Raw genomic sequence first — 15,395 nt, forward strand, 5'->3', positions numbered from 1 at the left:
GCGTTGCGTTATTTGTGTGCGGTCAGTGCTAGACCCTGCCGCGATCCGGGCATAACGTGCGCGCGATGCTACGATATATCCTCAAACGTCTGCTGTCTCTTGTCATCAGCCTGGCCGTTGCCTCGCTGGTGATTTTCTTCGTGATCGAGATTGCTCCGGGCGATCCGGCGACGTTCATGCTGGGGATCAATTCGCAACCGGATACCATCGCCGCGCTGCGCGCCGAACTGGGATTGGACGTGCCACAATGGCAGCGTTACCTGAACTGGGTCGGCGGGCTGCTGACCGGTGATTTCGGCACCTCCTACACCTATCGCACCCCTGTTGCGCAGATGATTTCCGAACGCTTGTGGGTGTCTTTGCCGTTGGCGATCTATGCGCTGACGCTCAGCACCCTGATTGCCTTTCCCACCGGCATCTATGCCGCGTCCCGCCGGGGCAAGGCAGGTGACACCGCCGTGATGGGGGCCACGCAGCTGGGCGTGGCGATCCCGAACTTCTGGTTTGCGATGATGCTGGTGCTGCTGTTCGCCATCAACCTGCGCTGGTTCAGCGCCGGCGGCTTTGTCGGCTGGGACAAGGGGCTGGGCGCGGGACTGTGGTCGCTGACGCTGCCCGCGATTTCGCTGGCGTTGCCACAGGCCGCGATCCTGTCGCGGGTCATGCGGTCGGCCCTGCTGGATGTGCTGGGCGAGGATTTCATGCGCACCGCACGCGCCAAGGGGCTGACACGCAAACAGGCGCTGTGGCGGCACGGGCTGCGCAATGCGATGATCCCCGTTCTGACCATCATCGGCCTGCAGTTTTCGTTCCTGCTGGCCGGTGCCATCATCATCGAACAGGTGTTCTATCTCCCCGGTCTGGGGCGGCTGGTGTTCCAGTCGATCAACGCCCGCGATCTGATCGTGGTGGAAAGCGTGGTCATGCTGCTGGTGTTCACCGTGATCATGGTAAACTTTGCCGTCGATCTGGCCTATGCCCTTGTCGATCCCCGCCTGAGGAGCCGCACATGAGCCGCAACCTGATCATCGGCGGGCTGCTGACGGCGCTGGTCCTGCTGGCCGCCTTGCTCAGCTTTGTCTGGACGCCTTACGCGCACACCGCGATGGACATCCCGCAAAAGCTGCAACCGCCCAATGGCACGCACTGGCTGGGCACCGACCATTTCGGGCGGGATATTCTGTCGCTGATCATGGTCGGCGCACGCACCTCTATCGCCGTGGCCTTTGTCGCCGTGGGCGTCGGTATGCTGATCGGTGTGCCGCTGGGCCTGTGGGCCGCCGCACGCAATGGCGGTTGGATCGACGAACTGATCATGCGCGGCAACGATCTGGTCTTTGCCTTTCCCAGCCTGGTCATCGCCATCCTGATCACTGCCATCTTCGGCGCCGGTGCGATCAATGCGATCATCGCCATCGGCATCTTCAACATTCCCGTCTTTGCCCGTGTCACCCGTGGCGGTGCGCTGCCCATTCTGGCGCGCGAGTTCATTATGGCCGCCCGCGTGTCGGGCAAGGGCGACGCGCGGATCGCGTTTGAACACGTGCTGGGCAATGTCGCCAACCTGTTGATCGTGCAGGCCACGATCCAGTTCAGCTTGGGCATTCTGGCCGAGGCGGCACTGTCCTATGTCGGTCTGGGCGCGCAACCGCCCACGCCAAGCTGGGGCCGTATGCTGGCCGACGCGCAAACGCTGGTCAGCATCGCGCCCCATATGGCGCTGATCCCGGGCTGTGCGATCATCATCACCGTTCTGGGTCTGAACCTGCTGGGCGACGGGCTGCGCGACAGGCTGGACCCGAAACTGCGGGTGTCACGGGTATGAGCTTGCTAAGCGTTCAGAAGCTGTCGATGGGCATTCACGACCATCCCGTGTTGCACGATGTGACCTTCGAGGTGGCCAAAGGCGAAATCGTGGCGATCACCGGCGAAAGCGGTTCGGGCAAGTCGATGACCGCCTTTTCGGTGATGGGTCTGGCCCCCGGCGGGTCGCACGCCACGGGCCGGATCATGTTGAAGGACACCGACCTGCTGACGCAGACCGAGGCGCAGATGTGCGCCCTGCGCGGCAATGCCATCGGCATGGTGTTTCAGGAACCGATGACCGCGCTGAACCCGGTGAAAACCATCGGCGACCAGGTGGCCGAAACCATCCTGATCCATGGTGCCGGCACCCGCGCCGAGGCGATGAGGATCGCGGCCGATACCCTGACCCGCGTCGGCCTGCCCCAGGACCGCTTTCCGCTGGGGCGTTTCCCGCATGAACTGTCCGGTGGCCAGCGCCAGCGGGTTGTTATCGCCATGGCCATCGCCCTGCGCCCCGCGCTGCTGATCGCGGACGAACCGACGACGGCGCTGGATGTGACGACACAGGCGCAGATTTTGCAACTGCTGGCCAAACTGGCGCGCGAGGATGACATGGGCCTGCTGATGATCACGCATGATCTGGCGGTGGTGTCCGAAATGGCCGACCGCATCGTGGTGATGCAACATGGCAGGATCGTAGAACAGGGCGACACCGCGCACCTGCTGCACAACATGCAGCACCCCTATACCAAACTGCTGTTTGCGGCCTCGACGCATCAGGTGGATCTGCCGCCGCTGACGTCCGACGCGCCGCTGTTGCGGGTCGATGGTGTCAGCCGCGATTACCGCACGCCGCGCAAATCCGTGTTTGGCGCGCCGGGCACCTTCCGCGCGGTGAACAACGTCAGCTTTGACATCAAAAAGGGCGAACGCCTTGGGCTGGTCGGGGAAAGCGGGTGCGGAAAATCGACCCTGACACGGGCGATTCTGGGTCTGGAAGACGTGCAAGCCGGCAGCATCACCCTGAACGGCGCGCCAGTGTTTTCGGCGGGCCGCGCGAACCTTGCCGTGCGCCGCAACATGCAGGTGGTGTTTCAGGACCCCTACGGCAGCTTCAACCCGCGCCACCGTGTATCACGCCTGATCACCGAGCCGTTTTTCCTGCTGGACGACCCGCCCAAGGGGCAGGACCGCACCGACCTGATTGCCGAAACGCTAGAGGCTGTGGGCCTGTCGGCGGCGGATGCCGACAAGTATCCCCACCAGTTCTCGGGTGGCCAACGCCAGCGCATCGCCATCGCACGGGCGCTGATCATCCGCCCCGAACTTATCGTCTTTGACGAGGCGGTCAGCGCATTGGATGTCTCTGTCCGTGCGCAGATCCTTGATCTGCTGGCAGACCTCTGCCGCCAATACGACCTGACCTATCTGTTCATCAGCCACGACCTGAGCGTGGTGCGCACGGTGACCGACCGTGTGCTGGTGATGCAGTCCGGCCAGATTGTCGAACACGGACCGACCGAACAGGTCTTTTCCGACCCGCAACACCCTTATACGCAAACTTTGCTCGCGGCGGCGCCCACGCTGCCCGACCTTACAGACAAGGCCAGTCCCCATGCCCAACCCCCTTTGGTTTGACCCCACTGAAATCCTGATCGGCGGCAAATGGCAGCCCTGCGCCAGCGGCGAAACGATCCCGCTGGTCAACCCGTCGGACGGCAGCGAACTGGCGCAGATCGCGCGCGGTTCCAGCGCCGACATCGACGCCGCCGTCACGGCTGCTCAGGCAGCGTTGGACGGCGCATGGGGCCGCATGACCGCGCTGGAACGGGGCCGCATCCTGACCGAGATTGGCCGTCGCGTGCTGGACCACGTGGACGCACTGGCCGAGCTTGAGGCCTGCGACGTGGGCAAACCGCTGGGACAGGCGCGCGCCGATGCGATTGCGCTGGCCCGTTACATGGAATTCTACGGCGGGGCCGCCGACAAGGTGCATGGCGCGACAATCCCCTATATGGACGGCTACACTGTCTATACCCTGCGCGAACCGCACGGGGTCACGGGGCATATCGTGCCGTGGAACTATCCGATGCAGATCATCGGGCGCAGCGTCGGGGCGGCCCTGACCATGGGCAACGCCTGTGTTCTCAAACCGGCGGAAGAGGCATGCCTGACCGCGCTGGCCTTTGCCCGTATCTGTCAGGACGCGGGCCTGCCCGATGGAGCGCTGAACGTCGTCACGGGCATTGGCGTCGAGGCAGGCGCCGCCCTGACCAGCCACACCGGCATTCACCACATCAGCTTTACCGGCTCGGTGCGCACCGGCGCGCTGGTGCAACAGGCGGCGGGGGCCAACGTGGTGCCCGTGACGCTGGAGCTGGGCGGCAAGTCGCCCCAGCTGGTGTTTGACGACGCCGATCTGGATGCGGCGCTGCCGTTTCTGGTCAACGCGGGCATCCAAAACGCGGGCCAGACCTGTTCGGCGTCCTCGCGCATTCTGGTGCAACGCGGTGTCTATGACGCCGTGCGCGACCGCATGGCCGAGGCCTATCGCGCGCTGACCGTCGGCCCCGCCATGGACGACCTGCGCGTCGGTCCGGTGATTTCCAACCGCCAGCGCGACATCGTGCAGGGCTTTCTGGACAAGGGCGCGGACCTGACCATCGCCGCGACCGGCCAGTTGCAGAACGCCCATGACGACGGGGCCTATGTGCTGCCGACGCTGTTCGCCGACGTGCCGCCCGATCACACGCTGGCCCGCGACGAGATTTTCGGCCCGGTACAGGTGCTGATCCCCTTCGACACCGAAGAAGAAGCAGTGCAGATCGCCAACAGCACCGACTATGGCCTGGTTGCCGCCATCTGGACCGCCAACGGCGCGCGGCAGATGCGTCTGGCCAAGGCACTGCGCGCCGGTCAGGTGTTCATCAACAACTATGGCGCGGGGGGCGGGGTCGAATTGCCGTTCGGCGGCAGCGGCAAGTCCGGCCATGGCCGCGAAAAAGGCTTTGAAGCGCTTTATGGCTTCTCCACGCTCAAAACCGTCGCGGCCCATCACGGCTAGGGCGTATTCACAGGGAGGAATGACATGCGATTGGACGGAAAAACAGCGATTGTAACCGGCGCGGCGTCGGGCTTTGGCGAAGGCATCGTGCGCCGGTTCGCCGCCGAAGGCGCCCGCGTCCTGGTGGCCGATATCAACGGTGACGGGGCCGCGAAAGTGGCCGCCGATCTGGGCACGGAATACTGTCAGGTCGATGTGGGCAAGGGCGCATCGGTGCAGGCCATGGCCGATGTGGCGCTGAAGACGCTGGGCCACGTGGATATTCTGGTGAACAACGCGGGCATCACCCACCTGCCACAGGCGATGGAATACGTGACCGAAGACGACTTTGACCGCGTGTTCAACGTCAACATGAAGTCGGTCTATCTGACCGCCCGCAGCCTTGTTCCCCACATGAAAGAACGCGGCACCGGCGCGATCCTGAACATCGCGTCCAGCGCCGGCGTATCGCCGCGCCCGAACCTGAACTGGTACAACGCGTCAAAGGGCTGGATGATCACCGCGACCCGCACCATGGCGGTCGAGCTGGCCCCCAGCGGCGTGCGCGTCAACGCGCTGAACCCTGTTGCCGGGGAAACGCCGCTGCTGAAATCGTTCATGGGCGAGGACACGCCGGAAATGCGTGCCAAGTTTCTTGCGACGATCCCGCTGGGCCGCTTTTCGCAACCCGAAGACCTGGCGAATGCCGCGCTGTTCCTCTGCTCGGACGAGGCCAGCATGATCACCGGTGTTGCAATGGAAGTGGACGGAGGACGCTGCATATGAAGACGATCAATCTGGCATCGAAACTGGCGCAGTTCAGCACCCATTGGGACCCACACGTCGTGGCCGATTACAACGACAACGACGTGATGGTGGTCAAATTCCAGGGCGAATTCCCGTTCCACCTGCACGAAGACACCGATGATTTCTTTCTGGTGCTCGAAGGCGAGATGGTGATGGATCTGGAAGATGCCCAGCACCCTGTCGGCGCGGGGGAATTGTTTATCGTCCCGCGCGGCGTCACCCACCGGCCCCGCGCCGCAGCCGAATGCAAGGTGCTGCTGATCGAACCCAAGGGCGTGCCGAACACCGGCAATCCTGCCACAGCCGCCCCGAAACCACGGATCTGACATGATGACACCCGGCCCCCGCAACCTGTTGACCGACGTGCCCGGCCTGCGTGTCGGCAACGCCACCGACCAGGCACTGAAATCGGGGGCCACCGTCGTCACCGCCGATGCGCCGTTCACCGCTTCGGTGGCCGTCATGGGCGGTGCGCCCGGCACGCGTGAAACCGATCTGCTGCAACCCGACAAATCGGTGGCGGCGGTTGATGCGCTGGTGCTGTCGGGTGGCTCGGCCTATGGGCTGGATGCCTGTTCGGGTGTGGTTGACGGGCTGCGGGCGATGGGGCGCGGTTACCGGATTGCCGATGCCGTGATCCCGCTGGTGCCCGGCGCGATCATCTTTGACCTGCTGTCGGGCGGTGACAAGGATTGGAACGAAAACCCCTATCGCACCCTGGGCCGTGCCGCGCTGGATGCCGCCAGCGACAGCTTTGACCTGGGCAGCGTCGGTGCAGGCACCGGGGCGATGACGGCGATGGTGAAAGGTGGGCTTGGCTCGGCTTCGCTTGTTTTGCCGGATGGCACGACCGTGGCGGCATTGGTCGCGGCGAACCCGATGGGGGCCGTGACCACGCCGGGCGACAAACACTTCTGGGCCGCGCCGTTCGAGATCGACGGCGAGTTTGGCGGCCTTGGCCCCGACCCCGCCAGTGGACTGGGCCGCACGCTGGACAGCCGCAAGGTCAGCGCGGTGATCGAACGCGCCAACACCACCATCGCCATCGTTGCCACCGATGCCAACCTGACCAAGGCCCAGTGCCAGCGCGTTGCATGGGCGGCGCATGACGGCATCGGACGCGCTTGCGTGCCTGCGCACAGTCCGGGCGACGGCGATCTGGTCTTTGCCCTGTCCACCGGCGCGCGGACCATGCAGGACGACCACCGCGACCTGTCGGTGATCGGCCATGCCGCCGCGGTCTGTCTGTCACGGGCCATTGCGCGCGGCGTCTATCTGGCCCACGCTGAGCCGGACGACCTGTTGCCCTGCTGGAGGGACCTGAATGCCTGAGATGACCGACCTGTATGGCCTGCCCGTCACCGGTGCCGATGAGGCCGCCCTGCAAGGCATCGACGACTTTGTGCACGGTTTCATCAGCTTTCAGACCAAGGCGGCCAATGTGCTGAAGGCCGCCGAGGCAGCACCCGACTGTGCGTTGATCAACGCCTATGCCGCGATCCTCTACATGCTGCTGGAGGCACCCATTGCCCCGCAACTTGCAGCCCCTTTTCTGCAAGCCGCCGAAGCTGCCGCGCCCAATGCCACCCCCCGCGAGCAGGCGACCGTGCACGCCGCACGGCTTTTCCACGACGGCAAGATCCCCGAGCTGATTGCCCTGTGCGAAGAGACCATCCGCCGTTACCCGCGCGATATGGTGATGCTGAAGCTGGGCCAGTACCACACCTTCAACATTGGTGATTTTCCGGCGATGCTGCGCATCGCCACCCGCGCCTTCCCGGGGGCCGAGGACATCGCCTATGCCCATGGCATGCTGGCGTTCGGCTACGAGGAATGTCACCTTCTGGAAGAGGCCGAAGCCGCCGCACGCCGCTCGATGCGGCTGCGCAATGACGACCCGTGGGCGCATCACGCGCTGGCGCATATCTATCTGACGCGCGGCGACGTGACCGGTGGCATCGTCTTTCTGGAAAGCGTCGCGGACACGTGGCAGGATCTGAACAGCTTTATGCGCAGCCACAACTGGTGGCATCTGGCGCTGTTCTACATCAGCCAGGGGCGGCACGAGGATGTGCTGCAAGCCTATGACGAACACGTCTGGGGGCTGGCCAAGGACTACAGTCAGGATCAGGTCGGGGCGGTGTCCCTGCTGGCACGGCTGGACTTTGCGGGCATTGACGTGGGCGACCGCTGGGCCGATGTGGTGGCGCATGTGGCACAGCGCGGGGCCGATACGGTCAGCCCGTTCCTGACACTGCAATACCTGTATGGACTGGGGCGCACCGAAGATCGCGCGGCGATGGATGTGTTGATGCAGGCGATCCTGGACCGCGCCGCCGACAACACCCGGCACGACCACCGCGCATGGGCCGAAGTGGCCCTGCCCGCTGCCCAAGGAATCGTCGCCCATGCCAACCGCGACTGGTCAGAGGCCACGCGGCTGCTGGGCATTGCCCTGCCCCGCCTGGCCGAATGTGGCGGCAGCCACGCCCAGCGCGATCTGTTTGACCAGATCCATCTGGATGCGTTGATGGAAAACGGCGACGTGGCGCGGGCGCAGCAAGTGCTGGAGATGCGGCGCACCTATGATCCCGACGGCGTGCCGCTGAACCGGATGCTGGCCGAGGTCTATACCCGCAACGGTCTGCCGGAACTGGCGGCGCAGGCACAGGCCCGCACCGCGCGTTGAATGCTTAGCTGTCGCTGTCGGCGTGTGCCTCTGCGGCATCTGCCTCTGCCGGTGCAACTTCGGGCCCGACGCGCGCCAGATAGGCAGCCACATCAGCGCCGCCTTTCTTCAACTTGAAGGACATGCCCGACTTGGCCTTGGAATCGTCCAGAAATTCGCGCAGGAATTCGCGCGGATCGGCGATATATTCCGTCAGCGATGCCTCGTCCCAGACCAATCCGGCCTCGCCTGCTTCAACGATGGACTTTTGATAGGTGTATCCTTCGGCAGTGCCCGCCTGACGCCCGATCACCCCATACAGGTTCGGCCCGGTGCGCCCGCCCTTTTCGATCACCTGGTCGCCGTTGGCGATCATGTGACAGCTTTTGCATCTGCCAAAGGTCTTGGCCCCGGCGTCGGCATCCCCCGCTGCGTGACTGTCGGCAAAGGCAGGGGTGGCGAGGGCGAAGATGGCAAGAACGCGGAACATCGTTTTCATGGGGTCACTCCGATCAACTGGCTTCAGCATTGTCCGAACCCAGAGTAGCACGCAGCCTGACGAAGGCCGCGTGCCACGGTGTCGCATCAGGTGGCGTCGGGCTGGTTCGCGGGGGCCGCGCGTTCAAACGCAGGCATTGCCATACAGGCCGCGTGAATGCGCGCGATGGTCGGATAGGCATCCAGCCCCACGCCGAACCGTCCGTTGTTCAGCACTTGGGCAAACAGACACAGATCGGCCAGACCGGGGGTATCGCCGTGGCAAAAGGTGCCGGTTTCAGCCTCTGACGAAAGCCGCGCCTCAAGGCTCTCCATGCCCGCCTGTGCCCACTTGCGGAACCACGCGGCCTTGCCGTCGGCATCGACGCCGTATTCGGTTTCAAGGTGTTTGAGAATGCGCAGGTTGTTCACGGGATGTACATCTAAGGCGATAATATGTGCAAGACTCCGCACCCGCGCACGGCCCCAGGCGTCGGCAGGCAGCAAGGGCGGTTCGGGATGAACTTCGTCCAGCCATTCGATAATCGCCAGCGACTGCGGCAGCGCACCGTCATCTGTCACCAGCGTCGGCACCAGCCCTTGCGGGTTCAGCGCCAAGTGCGCGGCCCCGCGCTGTTCGTCCTTCAAGAGCGCATAGGACACATAGTCATAATCCAGCCCCTTGAGGTTCAGCGCCGCCCGCACACGTGTCGACGTGGACGAGCGAAAATAGTTGTGCAGGACAAGCGTCATGCGCGCGGCCCCACTGTCACTTCAAGTTCTGCAATGCCATCAACACCGCCCGTCATCACGTCACCGGGTGTCACGGCGCCCACGCCCGCAGGCGTGCCCGTCATGATGATGTCACCGGGGGCCAGCGTCATCGCCTGGCTCAGCGTTGCAATGTGATCGGCGACCGGCCAGATCAGATCGGCGATGTCGGCGTCCTGCTTGATCTCGCCGTTCACGGCCAGCCAGATTCGCCCCTGCGTCAGGCTAGGCACATCGGCCATCGGCACGATCGGGGCGATCGGCGCGGAGTGGTCAAAGGCCTTGCTCCAGTCCCACGGGCGGCTCATCTTCTTGGCTTCGTTCTGCAAATCACGGCGGGTCAGGTCGATACCAACCGAAGCGCCCCAGATATGATCAGGCACATCCGCAGCCGAAATATCTGCGCCCCCCTTTCCGATGGCAATGACCAGCTCGATCTCGAAATGCAGGTCCTCGGTCAGCGGCGGATAGGGCACGGTGCAGGGCGTGTTCACCACCGCGTCCGCCGGCTTGGTGAAAAAGAACGGCGGATCACGGTCGGGGTCATTGCCGAACTCGCGGGCGTGGGCCGCATAGTTGCGCCCGACGCAAAAGACGCGCCGCACCGGAAAATGGTCGGTGCTGCCTGCAACGGCCAGAGCGGCCTGGGGAGCGGGTGGAAAGACGAAACGCATGACGGGAACCTTTCAATCAGCAGTGCCGCAGTTGTGCGACAAGTGATCCGGTTTGGCAAATGGCCGCGCTCAGGCTTTTTCAAATTCCTCAAGCAGCTTGGCCACGGTCTTTTTATGTTCACCCGTGGCCGCGTCCATCAGGCTGCGCACGCAGAACATCCAGTGGTCGCGCGCCATCTTGTCGGGCATGCAATAGGGTGCAGCGGCACGAAAGCTGATGTTCAGCAAATGCTGCAGGGTCAGGCTGCGGTATTGCACTCGCGCCCGCTGCACGGGGGCAAGCCCGCCCTTGTATTGCAAGGCGACGCTGATGCCGTTGCGCAGCCAGTTCAGGCAATTCAGCGCGGTAAATGGATCATTCACCCCCGGCGACAGGGCCCGCGCCAACATCTCGACCAGCTGGTCGATCATAAAGGTGATGTCCTGCGCTTCGGTCTGCTCTTCGCCGACGGCAAAGCTGGAACACAGGCTGTCGCATTGGTCTGCGGTGGGTGCGCTGGCCGAATAGACGGTCAGGACCGTTTCGTACATGCTGACAAAGCTGCCGATCTCGACGGCGACATGGATCACCCAGTCGTTTTCTTCGGCAAGTTCAAAAAGACCCGCCAGATCCAGCTGCTGGATATAGCCCGCACGTCCAAGGCTCAGCTCGGTCTCGGTCGCGTTCTTCTCAGGCTGCACTTCGGCTTCAGGGGTCCGTTCGGCGTGGTTGTCGATGATCCGTTCGATCCCCCGCGCCAACCTGCGCCCCAACGCGGCCGAGATGTTCGATACATTGATGGTTTCGGGAATATGGTGCAGGAAATAGATCAGCGTGCCCACGGACACCAGCGTCAGCAACAACGCCATCAGCATCGAATATTGCGGCACGAAGGACTCCAGCCCGTCCGCCCCCGAACTTTGCACCGCGCGCAGGATCATCAGCGAATAGACAAAGGCGGAAATCAGCAGGCCCAGGCTGATCTGGTTGCCACGATCGCGCATAAAGTTCCCGATCAGCCGCGGCCCGAAGTTGCCAGAGGCAAAGGACACCGCCACCATGGTGATCGAAAACATCACACCCGTGACCCCAATGATCGATTGCGCAATCACCGCCAGCGTTTGGCGCGCGCCGTCCACCTGTGTGTTCAGAAAATCATCCGGCAGCGCAACAGGCAGAATATCCGGGTTGTGGTCGATCCACTGGGTCAGTTCGGACAGCAAAAGAGCGGCAACCACCAAGGTCGAGGGAATAAACCAATAGCTGGATCGCACGTCTTGTGCGATTTTCAAAATATAGGCGCGCGATCCGAACATGTATCTCTCCAAAGTGTCAGGCTGCAATGTGGAGCAGAACACCTATACGACAATGGCAACAGATAATCGGGAACCAAACAAGAGGTCCGCGTGTTAAAGTCCGATGACCAACTGGGACGAACATAAAATGGTATCTATTCACGAGAACGATCCCGGTGCGGTGCCTCTTGAAGAAGAAACCGAACGCGAGTCAGTCGAAGCCGCGGCCAAACTGTCGTCAAAGCTGATCTACGAAGTCATCCGCCGCGATGGCGAGGAAGAGCTGGCGCGCACCAAGCGGTCGCTGTTCTGGTCCGGGACGGCCGCCGGTATCATGATCAGCTTTTCGGTGCTGGGCGAGGCGATCCTGCGGACCTATCTGCCCGATGCGCCGTGGTCGTTCCTGATCGAGAACTTTGGTTATTCGCTGGGCTTTTTGCTGGTCATCATGGGCCGGATGCAACTGTTCACCGAAAACACCATCACCACGGTGCTGCCGCTGATGGTCAAACCGACGGTGCATAATTTCGCCTGCGTGGCGCGGCTGTGGGGGATCGTGCTGGGGGCCAACGTGCTGGGCGCGTTCTGTATCGCGACGCTTTATGCCCATACGCCCGCGATCCCTGAAAACCTTGGGCCTGCGCTGCTGTCCTTGTCCGAACACGCGATCCATATGCCTGCGGGCGAAAGCTTTTTCCGTGCAATTCCGGCGGGCATTCTGGTCGCGGCCATCGTGTGGATGCTGCCGCAGGCGGACGAATCCGGGTTCTTCATCATTCTGACATTCACATGGCTGATCGCGGCGGGTGATTTTACCCATATCGTCGCGGGGTCGGTCGAAATGGCCTATCTTGCGGTGCAAGGGTTGCTTGGCCCGACCGAGGCTGTGTTCGGCTTTTTCATTCCGGTGCTGGTGGGCAATATCGTTGGTGGCACGGTGGTCTTTGCGCTGATCGCCTGGGGTCAGGTCAAGGATGATGTGCTGGCGGCGGAGTCCCAATAACAAAAGACCCTCTGCAGGGGCGTGCAGCGGGTCCCGGACTTGCTCGAATCTTGACGACACGCCTACATGATCGGACGTTTCATCAAAGGTTCCAGCGTCATGCAAGCGGCCTTGGCCAAGGCGCCCAGATCATTGACGATCAGCGCGTCATCGCTCCAGTTCGCCAGTTGGCGCGTGCGCAATTTGCTCAGTGTCTTGTTGGTGTGGACCAACGACAGGCCCAGCGCATCCGCAAGATCCTGTTGCCGGAAGGGCAAGGGCATCACCCGATCCCGCGCCAATCCCAACGCCTGCCCGCGCAGCATGATCTTGCACAACGCCCAGGCGATTGCCTCATAGGCTGTTCGCTGTCCAACCGAGGCCAGCGCCTCGCCCAGAAAATGCTCTTCTGCGGCGGCCATCCACGTCAGGTCAAAGGCACGTTCGGGGTGGGATTTGAAAAAGCTCCAGAATTCACTGCGGTCGAAGACGCACAAGGTCATCGGTGACGTGGCCTCGACCGAATGTTGCATTTCGCCCATGATACCCGCCTGAAGGCCGATGAAATCACCCGGAAAGACAAAGTTGATCACCTGCCGGTTGCCGTTCTCCAGTGTCTTGTAACGCAAGCCCATGCCGCGCAGCGCTGTATAAAGCTGTGGGCTGTTTGACCCTTCCATCAGCAAAGGCGTGCCTGGATTCACCTCAAGCTCGCCCACTTTGAACTTCTGCATGTACCGGATTTCTTCTTCATTCAGGTCAACGAACACATCACTGCGTTGCAGCGGGCAGTTCGCGCATTTGGTCGCCATGGTACGAAAAACCTTTTTAGAGCTATGTCATAGTTTAATGCGCGACGCTGAAGAATGTTCCATATAGAAGACCTGTCACGAATTTAGGGGACAGTGAATGACGACGAAATTCCTGGTCGTGCAGGGCGATATTTTGATTACAGAGGATCTGTCCCAGATCCTCCTCGACTGCATTCCAGCGTCGACCATCCGCCGCGTCGATAACGTGCCGCAAGCGGTTAAGACGTTGAAACAGGACGGCCCGCAAGACGTGGTTTTCCTGCTGGGCAGCGCGGCCAGCAGTGTCGACCCTGAATTGATGGACCTTCTGAGCGAACGCGCAGTCACAGCCGTGCGCGTCGGCGTCGAGAACCCCAGTTTCACCGAAGTTCTCTATGATGGCTATCGGGTCGCCATGCCGTTCAGCACCGGCGACATCGAGCGTTTGCTGGGCAACATCGGGCTTATACCAAAAGACGACAGCTAAAGCCCCAGGCCTGCCATATAAGTCTCTAACAGCTGCGTATCCCCCTGCGGAGCCGCACAGCCGACATAGGTGTCGGGGCGCAGCAAATAGGCCGCGCCCTGTTCAAGGCCCGCAGCCTCGCAGGCAGCGTTCCAACCAAAGACATGCAGCGGAATATCGCGGTCCGAACACCATGTGTGCAGCGCATCCGTCGGCTGGCCGTAAACGTGCACCTGCCAGATGATGTCGGCGAGCGGACCAAAATTGTCCCCCTTGTCCAGTTGCACGAAAGGCAAGCGGTCACCGCCTGACACCTCCCCCGCCTTGCCCGCACCCAAGGGTCCGTCGGCATAGGTGATCGCCACCTGGGAAATGGCGCGGAACATGGCCGCACGGGCCGAGGCTAGACCAAAGGCCAGCTTGGCGACGTTCGGCACCACATAGGTGCGCATGAAACCAAAGACGCTGCCCTTGCGCGAGGCAAGGTTGAACGCCTGATCGGTGGTCTTGATCAGGGTCCGCGCAAAGGCCGCGCGTTCGGCGTGATAGCTTTCCAGCAGCGCATCATTGCCGCGTCCATTGACCGCTGCTGCCAGCTTCCACGCCAGGTTGATCGCGTCGCCAATGCCCGTGTTCATCCCCTGCCCGCCTGCGGGGCTGTGAATATGCGCGGCATCTCCGGCCAGGAAGATATTCCCGTGCCGGAAACGGTCGGTCATTCGGTGGTGCGATTTATAGGTCGAGAACCAGTTCAGATGCGTCACCTGGATGCCCAGGGCATGCAGGCTCTCGCGGCCCACATCCTCAAAGTTCAGATCGACGCTGCGCGCCACCCGCTCGGGCCGTATGCTGCCCACCAGCCGCATTTTTCCCTCGGTGCCATAGGGGAAGACCAACAGGAAATCGGTTTCCTCAAAGGACAGGTGGACGTTGCCGTTGAACATGTCCTGCGCAACCTCAACATCCGCCACATAGAGCAACGACCTGTAGGTCCCGCCCTTGAATTTCCCACCCAGCCCCTTGCGTACGGTCGATGCGGCGCCGTCGGCCCCCACCATGAACCGGGCGGTGCAGGTCTGGGTCTTGCCATCGGGGCCGCGCAGCTTGGCGGTGACATGGTCGCCCTCGTCTTTGGCGTCCAGCAACTCGGTGTTGCGCTCAATGGACAATCCACGCGCGGCAAGCTGGTCACACAAGAATGCCTCGTGATGGTCCTGCGGATAGATCAACAGATAGGGATAGGGGGTGATGTCCCCGCCAAAGTCGCGCATGTCGATCTGCGCGCGGCGCTTGCCGCGCGCCCACATATTCACCACGCGGCTGGGATGTCCGGCGGCCGCCACGGCATCGGCCATGCCCATCTGACGGTACAACTCAAGCGTGCGGGCGTGCACCACCATCGCCCGCGATGTGGTGCCGGGTGCGCTGGTCTTGTCGATGATGCGGACGGTGATCCCCTGGGCCTGCAACCAAAGCGCCAGAACCAATCCCGTTGGCCCAGCCCCGACAATCAAAACATCGGTTTTTTGCATATCAAACGCCTTTCTATACGTTCAACATGCGTGCCCTTTGCCCCCGTTTCAACGCGTCAGACACGCAAAAGCCCGCCGCATTTCTGCGACGGGCAAATTCCGG

16 protein-coding genes are annotated in these 15,395 nt (G+C 62.5%); 10 read left to right on the forward strand and 6 right to left on the reverse strand.

The genetic code is table 11. From position 1 onward, the window contains the following. Positions 1–65 precede the first annotated feature (65 nt). From BUC08_RS12615 to BUC08_RS12650, 8 genes are read left to right on the forward strand one after another with little or no spacing between them, the layout of a single operon-like run. Positions 66–1,013, forward strand: coding sequence for an ABC transporter permease (locus BUC08_RS12615; RefSeq protein WP_037922583.1), 948 nt, complete (start codon positions 66–68; stop codon positions 1,011–1,013). Beyond that, positions 1,010–1,825 (forward strand): ABC transporter permease, encoded by an 816-nt coding sequence (locus BUC08_RS12620; protein WP_037922586.1) that lies wholly within the window; start codon positions 1,010–1,012, stop codon positions 1,823–1,825. The genes BUC08_RS12615 and BUC08_RS12620 overlap by 4 nt, the downstream gene beginning before the upstream one ends. Continuing rightward, a complete protein-coding gene (locus tag BUC08_RS12625) occupies positions 1,822–3,444 on the forward strand; it encodes an ABC transporter ATP-binding protein (RefSeq protein ID WP_037922588.1) in 1,623 nt (540 codons plus the stop codon). Before BUC08_RS12620 ends, BUC08_RS12625 begins: the two co-directional genes overlap by 4 nt. Next, on the forward strand, positions 3,422–4,870 hold the full coding sequence (locus BUC08_RS12630; RefSeq protein WP_037922590.1) for an aldehyde dehydrogenase family protein: 1,449 nt from the start codon (positions 3,422–3,424) through the stop codon (positions 4,868–4,870). The genes BUC08_RS12625 and BUC08_RS12630 overlap by 23 nt, the downstream gene beginning before the upstream one ends. A gap of 24 nt (positions 4,871–4,894) precedes the next feature. Continuing rightward, positions 4,895–5,635 (forward strand): SDR family oxidoreductase, encoded by a 741-nt coding sequence (locus BUC08_RS12635; protein ID WP_037922592.1) that lies wholly within the window; start codon positions 4,895–4,897, stop codon positions 5,633–5,635. Further along, positions 5,632–5,982 carry a cupin domain-containing protein gene (locus BUC08_RS12640; RefSeq protein ID WP_037922595.1) on the forward strand — a complete coding sequence of 117 codons (351 nt, stop codon included), beginning with the start codon at positions 5,632–5,634 and terminating at the stop codon, positions 5,980–5,982. Before BUC08_RS12635 ends, BUC08_RS12640 begins: the two co-directional genes overlap by 4 nt. Before the next feature lie 4 nt (positions 5,983–5,986). Further along, positions 5,987–6,988: a P1 family peptidase gene (locus BUC08_RS12645; RefSeq protein WP_037923398.1), complete on the forward strand. Its 1,002-nt coding sequence runs from the start codon at positions 5,987–5,989 to the stop codon at positions 6,986–6,988. Then, positions 6,981–8,345 (forward strand): tetratricopeptide repeat protein, encoded by a 1,365-nt coding sequence (locus tag BUC08_RS12650; protein WP_051693976.1) that lies wholly within the window; start codon positions 6,981–6,983, stop codon positions 8,343–8,345. Before BUC08_RS12645 ends, BUC08_RS12650 begins: the two co-directional genes overlap by 8 nt. Positions 8,346–8,349: 4 nt before the next feature. Here BUC08_RS12650 and BUC08_RS12655 read toward each other — a convergent pair whose 3' ends face one another. The 4 genes from BUC08_RS12655 to BUC08_RS12670 all read right to left on the reverse strand — a co-directional run bounded on the left by BUC08_RS12655 (position 8,350) and on the right by BUC08_RS12670 (position 11,542). Continuing rightward, entirely contained in the window at positions 8,350–8,823 is a 474-nt protein-coding gene (locus BUC08_RS12655) for a c-type cytochrome (RefSeq protein ID WP_037922597.1), read from the reverse strand. A gap of 86 nt (positions 8,824–8,909) precedes the next feature. Continuing rightward, the gene (gene maiA / locus BUC08_RS12660; protein ID WP_037922600.1) at positions 8,910–9,554 is read right to left on the reverse strand and encodes a maleylacetoacetate isomerase; all 645 of its coding nucleotides are present in this window, start codon (positions 9,552–9,554) and stop codon (positions 8,910–8,912) included. Continuing rightward, entirely contained in the window at positions 9,551–10,246 is a 696-nt protein-coding gene (locus BUC08_RS12665; protein WP_037922602.1) for a fumarylacetoacetate hydrolase family protein, read from the reverse strand. Before BUC08_RS12665 ends, maiA begins: the two co-directional genes overlap by 4 nt. 69 nt (positions 10,247–10,315) lie before the next feature. Continuing rightward, positions 10,316–11,542 (reverse strand): DUF2254 domain-containing protein, encoded by a 1,227-nt coding sequence (locus BUC08_RS12670; protein ID WP_051693978.1) that lies wholly within the window; start codon positions 11,540–11,542, stop codon positions 10,316–10,318. Positions 11,543–11,669: 127 nt separating this feature from the next. On the opposite strand from BUC08_RS12670, the gene BUC08_RS12675 reads away from it, so the two are divergent. Next, on the forward strand, positions 11,670–12,524 hold the full coding sequence (locus BUC08_RS12675; protein WP_051694043.1) for a formate/nitrite transporter family protein: 855 nt from the start codon (positions 11,670–11,672) through the stop codon (positions 12,522–12,524). Positions 12,525–12,586: 62 nt separating this feature from the next. Here BUC08_RS12675 and BUC08_RS12680 read toward each other — a convergent pair whose 3' ends face one another. After that, positions 12,587–13,315 (reverse strand): Crp/Fnr family transcriptional regulator, encoded by a 729-nt coding sequence (locus tag BUC08_RS12680; RefSeq protein ID WP_037922604.1) that lies wholly within the window; start codon positions 13,313–13,315, stop codon positions 12,587–12,589. Between the two features lie 97 nt (positions 13,316–13,412). Between BUC08_RS12680 and BUC08_RS12685 the strand changes: the two genes are divergently transcribed. Continuing rightward, positions 13,413–13,781 carry a hypothetical protein gene (locus tag BUC08_RS12685; protein ID WP_037922606.1) on the forward strand — a complete coding sequence of 123 codons (369 nt, stop codon included), beginning with the start codon at positions 13,413–13,415 and terminating at the stop codon, positions 13,779–13,781. Here the strand turns inward: BUC08_RS12685 and BUC08_RS12690 are convergent. Next, positions 13,778–15,292 carry an FAD-dependent monooxygenase gene (locus BUC08_RS12690; RefSeq protein WP_037922609.1) on the reverse strand — a complete coding sequence of 505 codons (1,515 nt, stop codon included), beginning with the start codon at positions 15,290–15,292 and terminating at the stop codon, positions 13,778–13,780. The genes BUC08_RS12685 and BUC08_RS12690 overlap by 4 nt on opposite strands. Between the last annotated feature and the right edge of the window lie 103 nt (positions 15,293–15,395).

The sequence above is a fragment of the Pseudosulfitobacter pseudonitzschiae genome, from assembly GCF_900129395.1.
Lineage (GTDB): Bacteria > Pseudomonadota > Alphaproteobacteria > Rhodobacterales > Rhodobacteraceae > Pseudosulfitobacter > Pseudosulfitobacter pseudonitzschiae.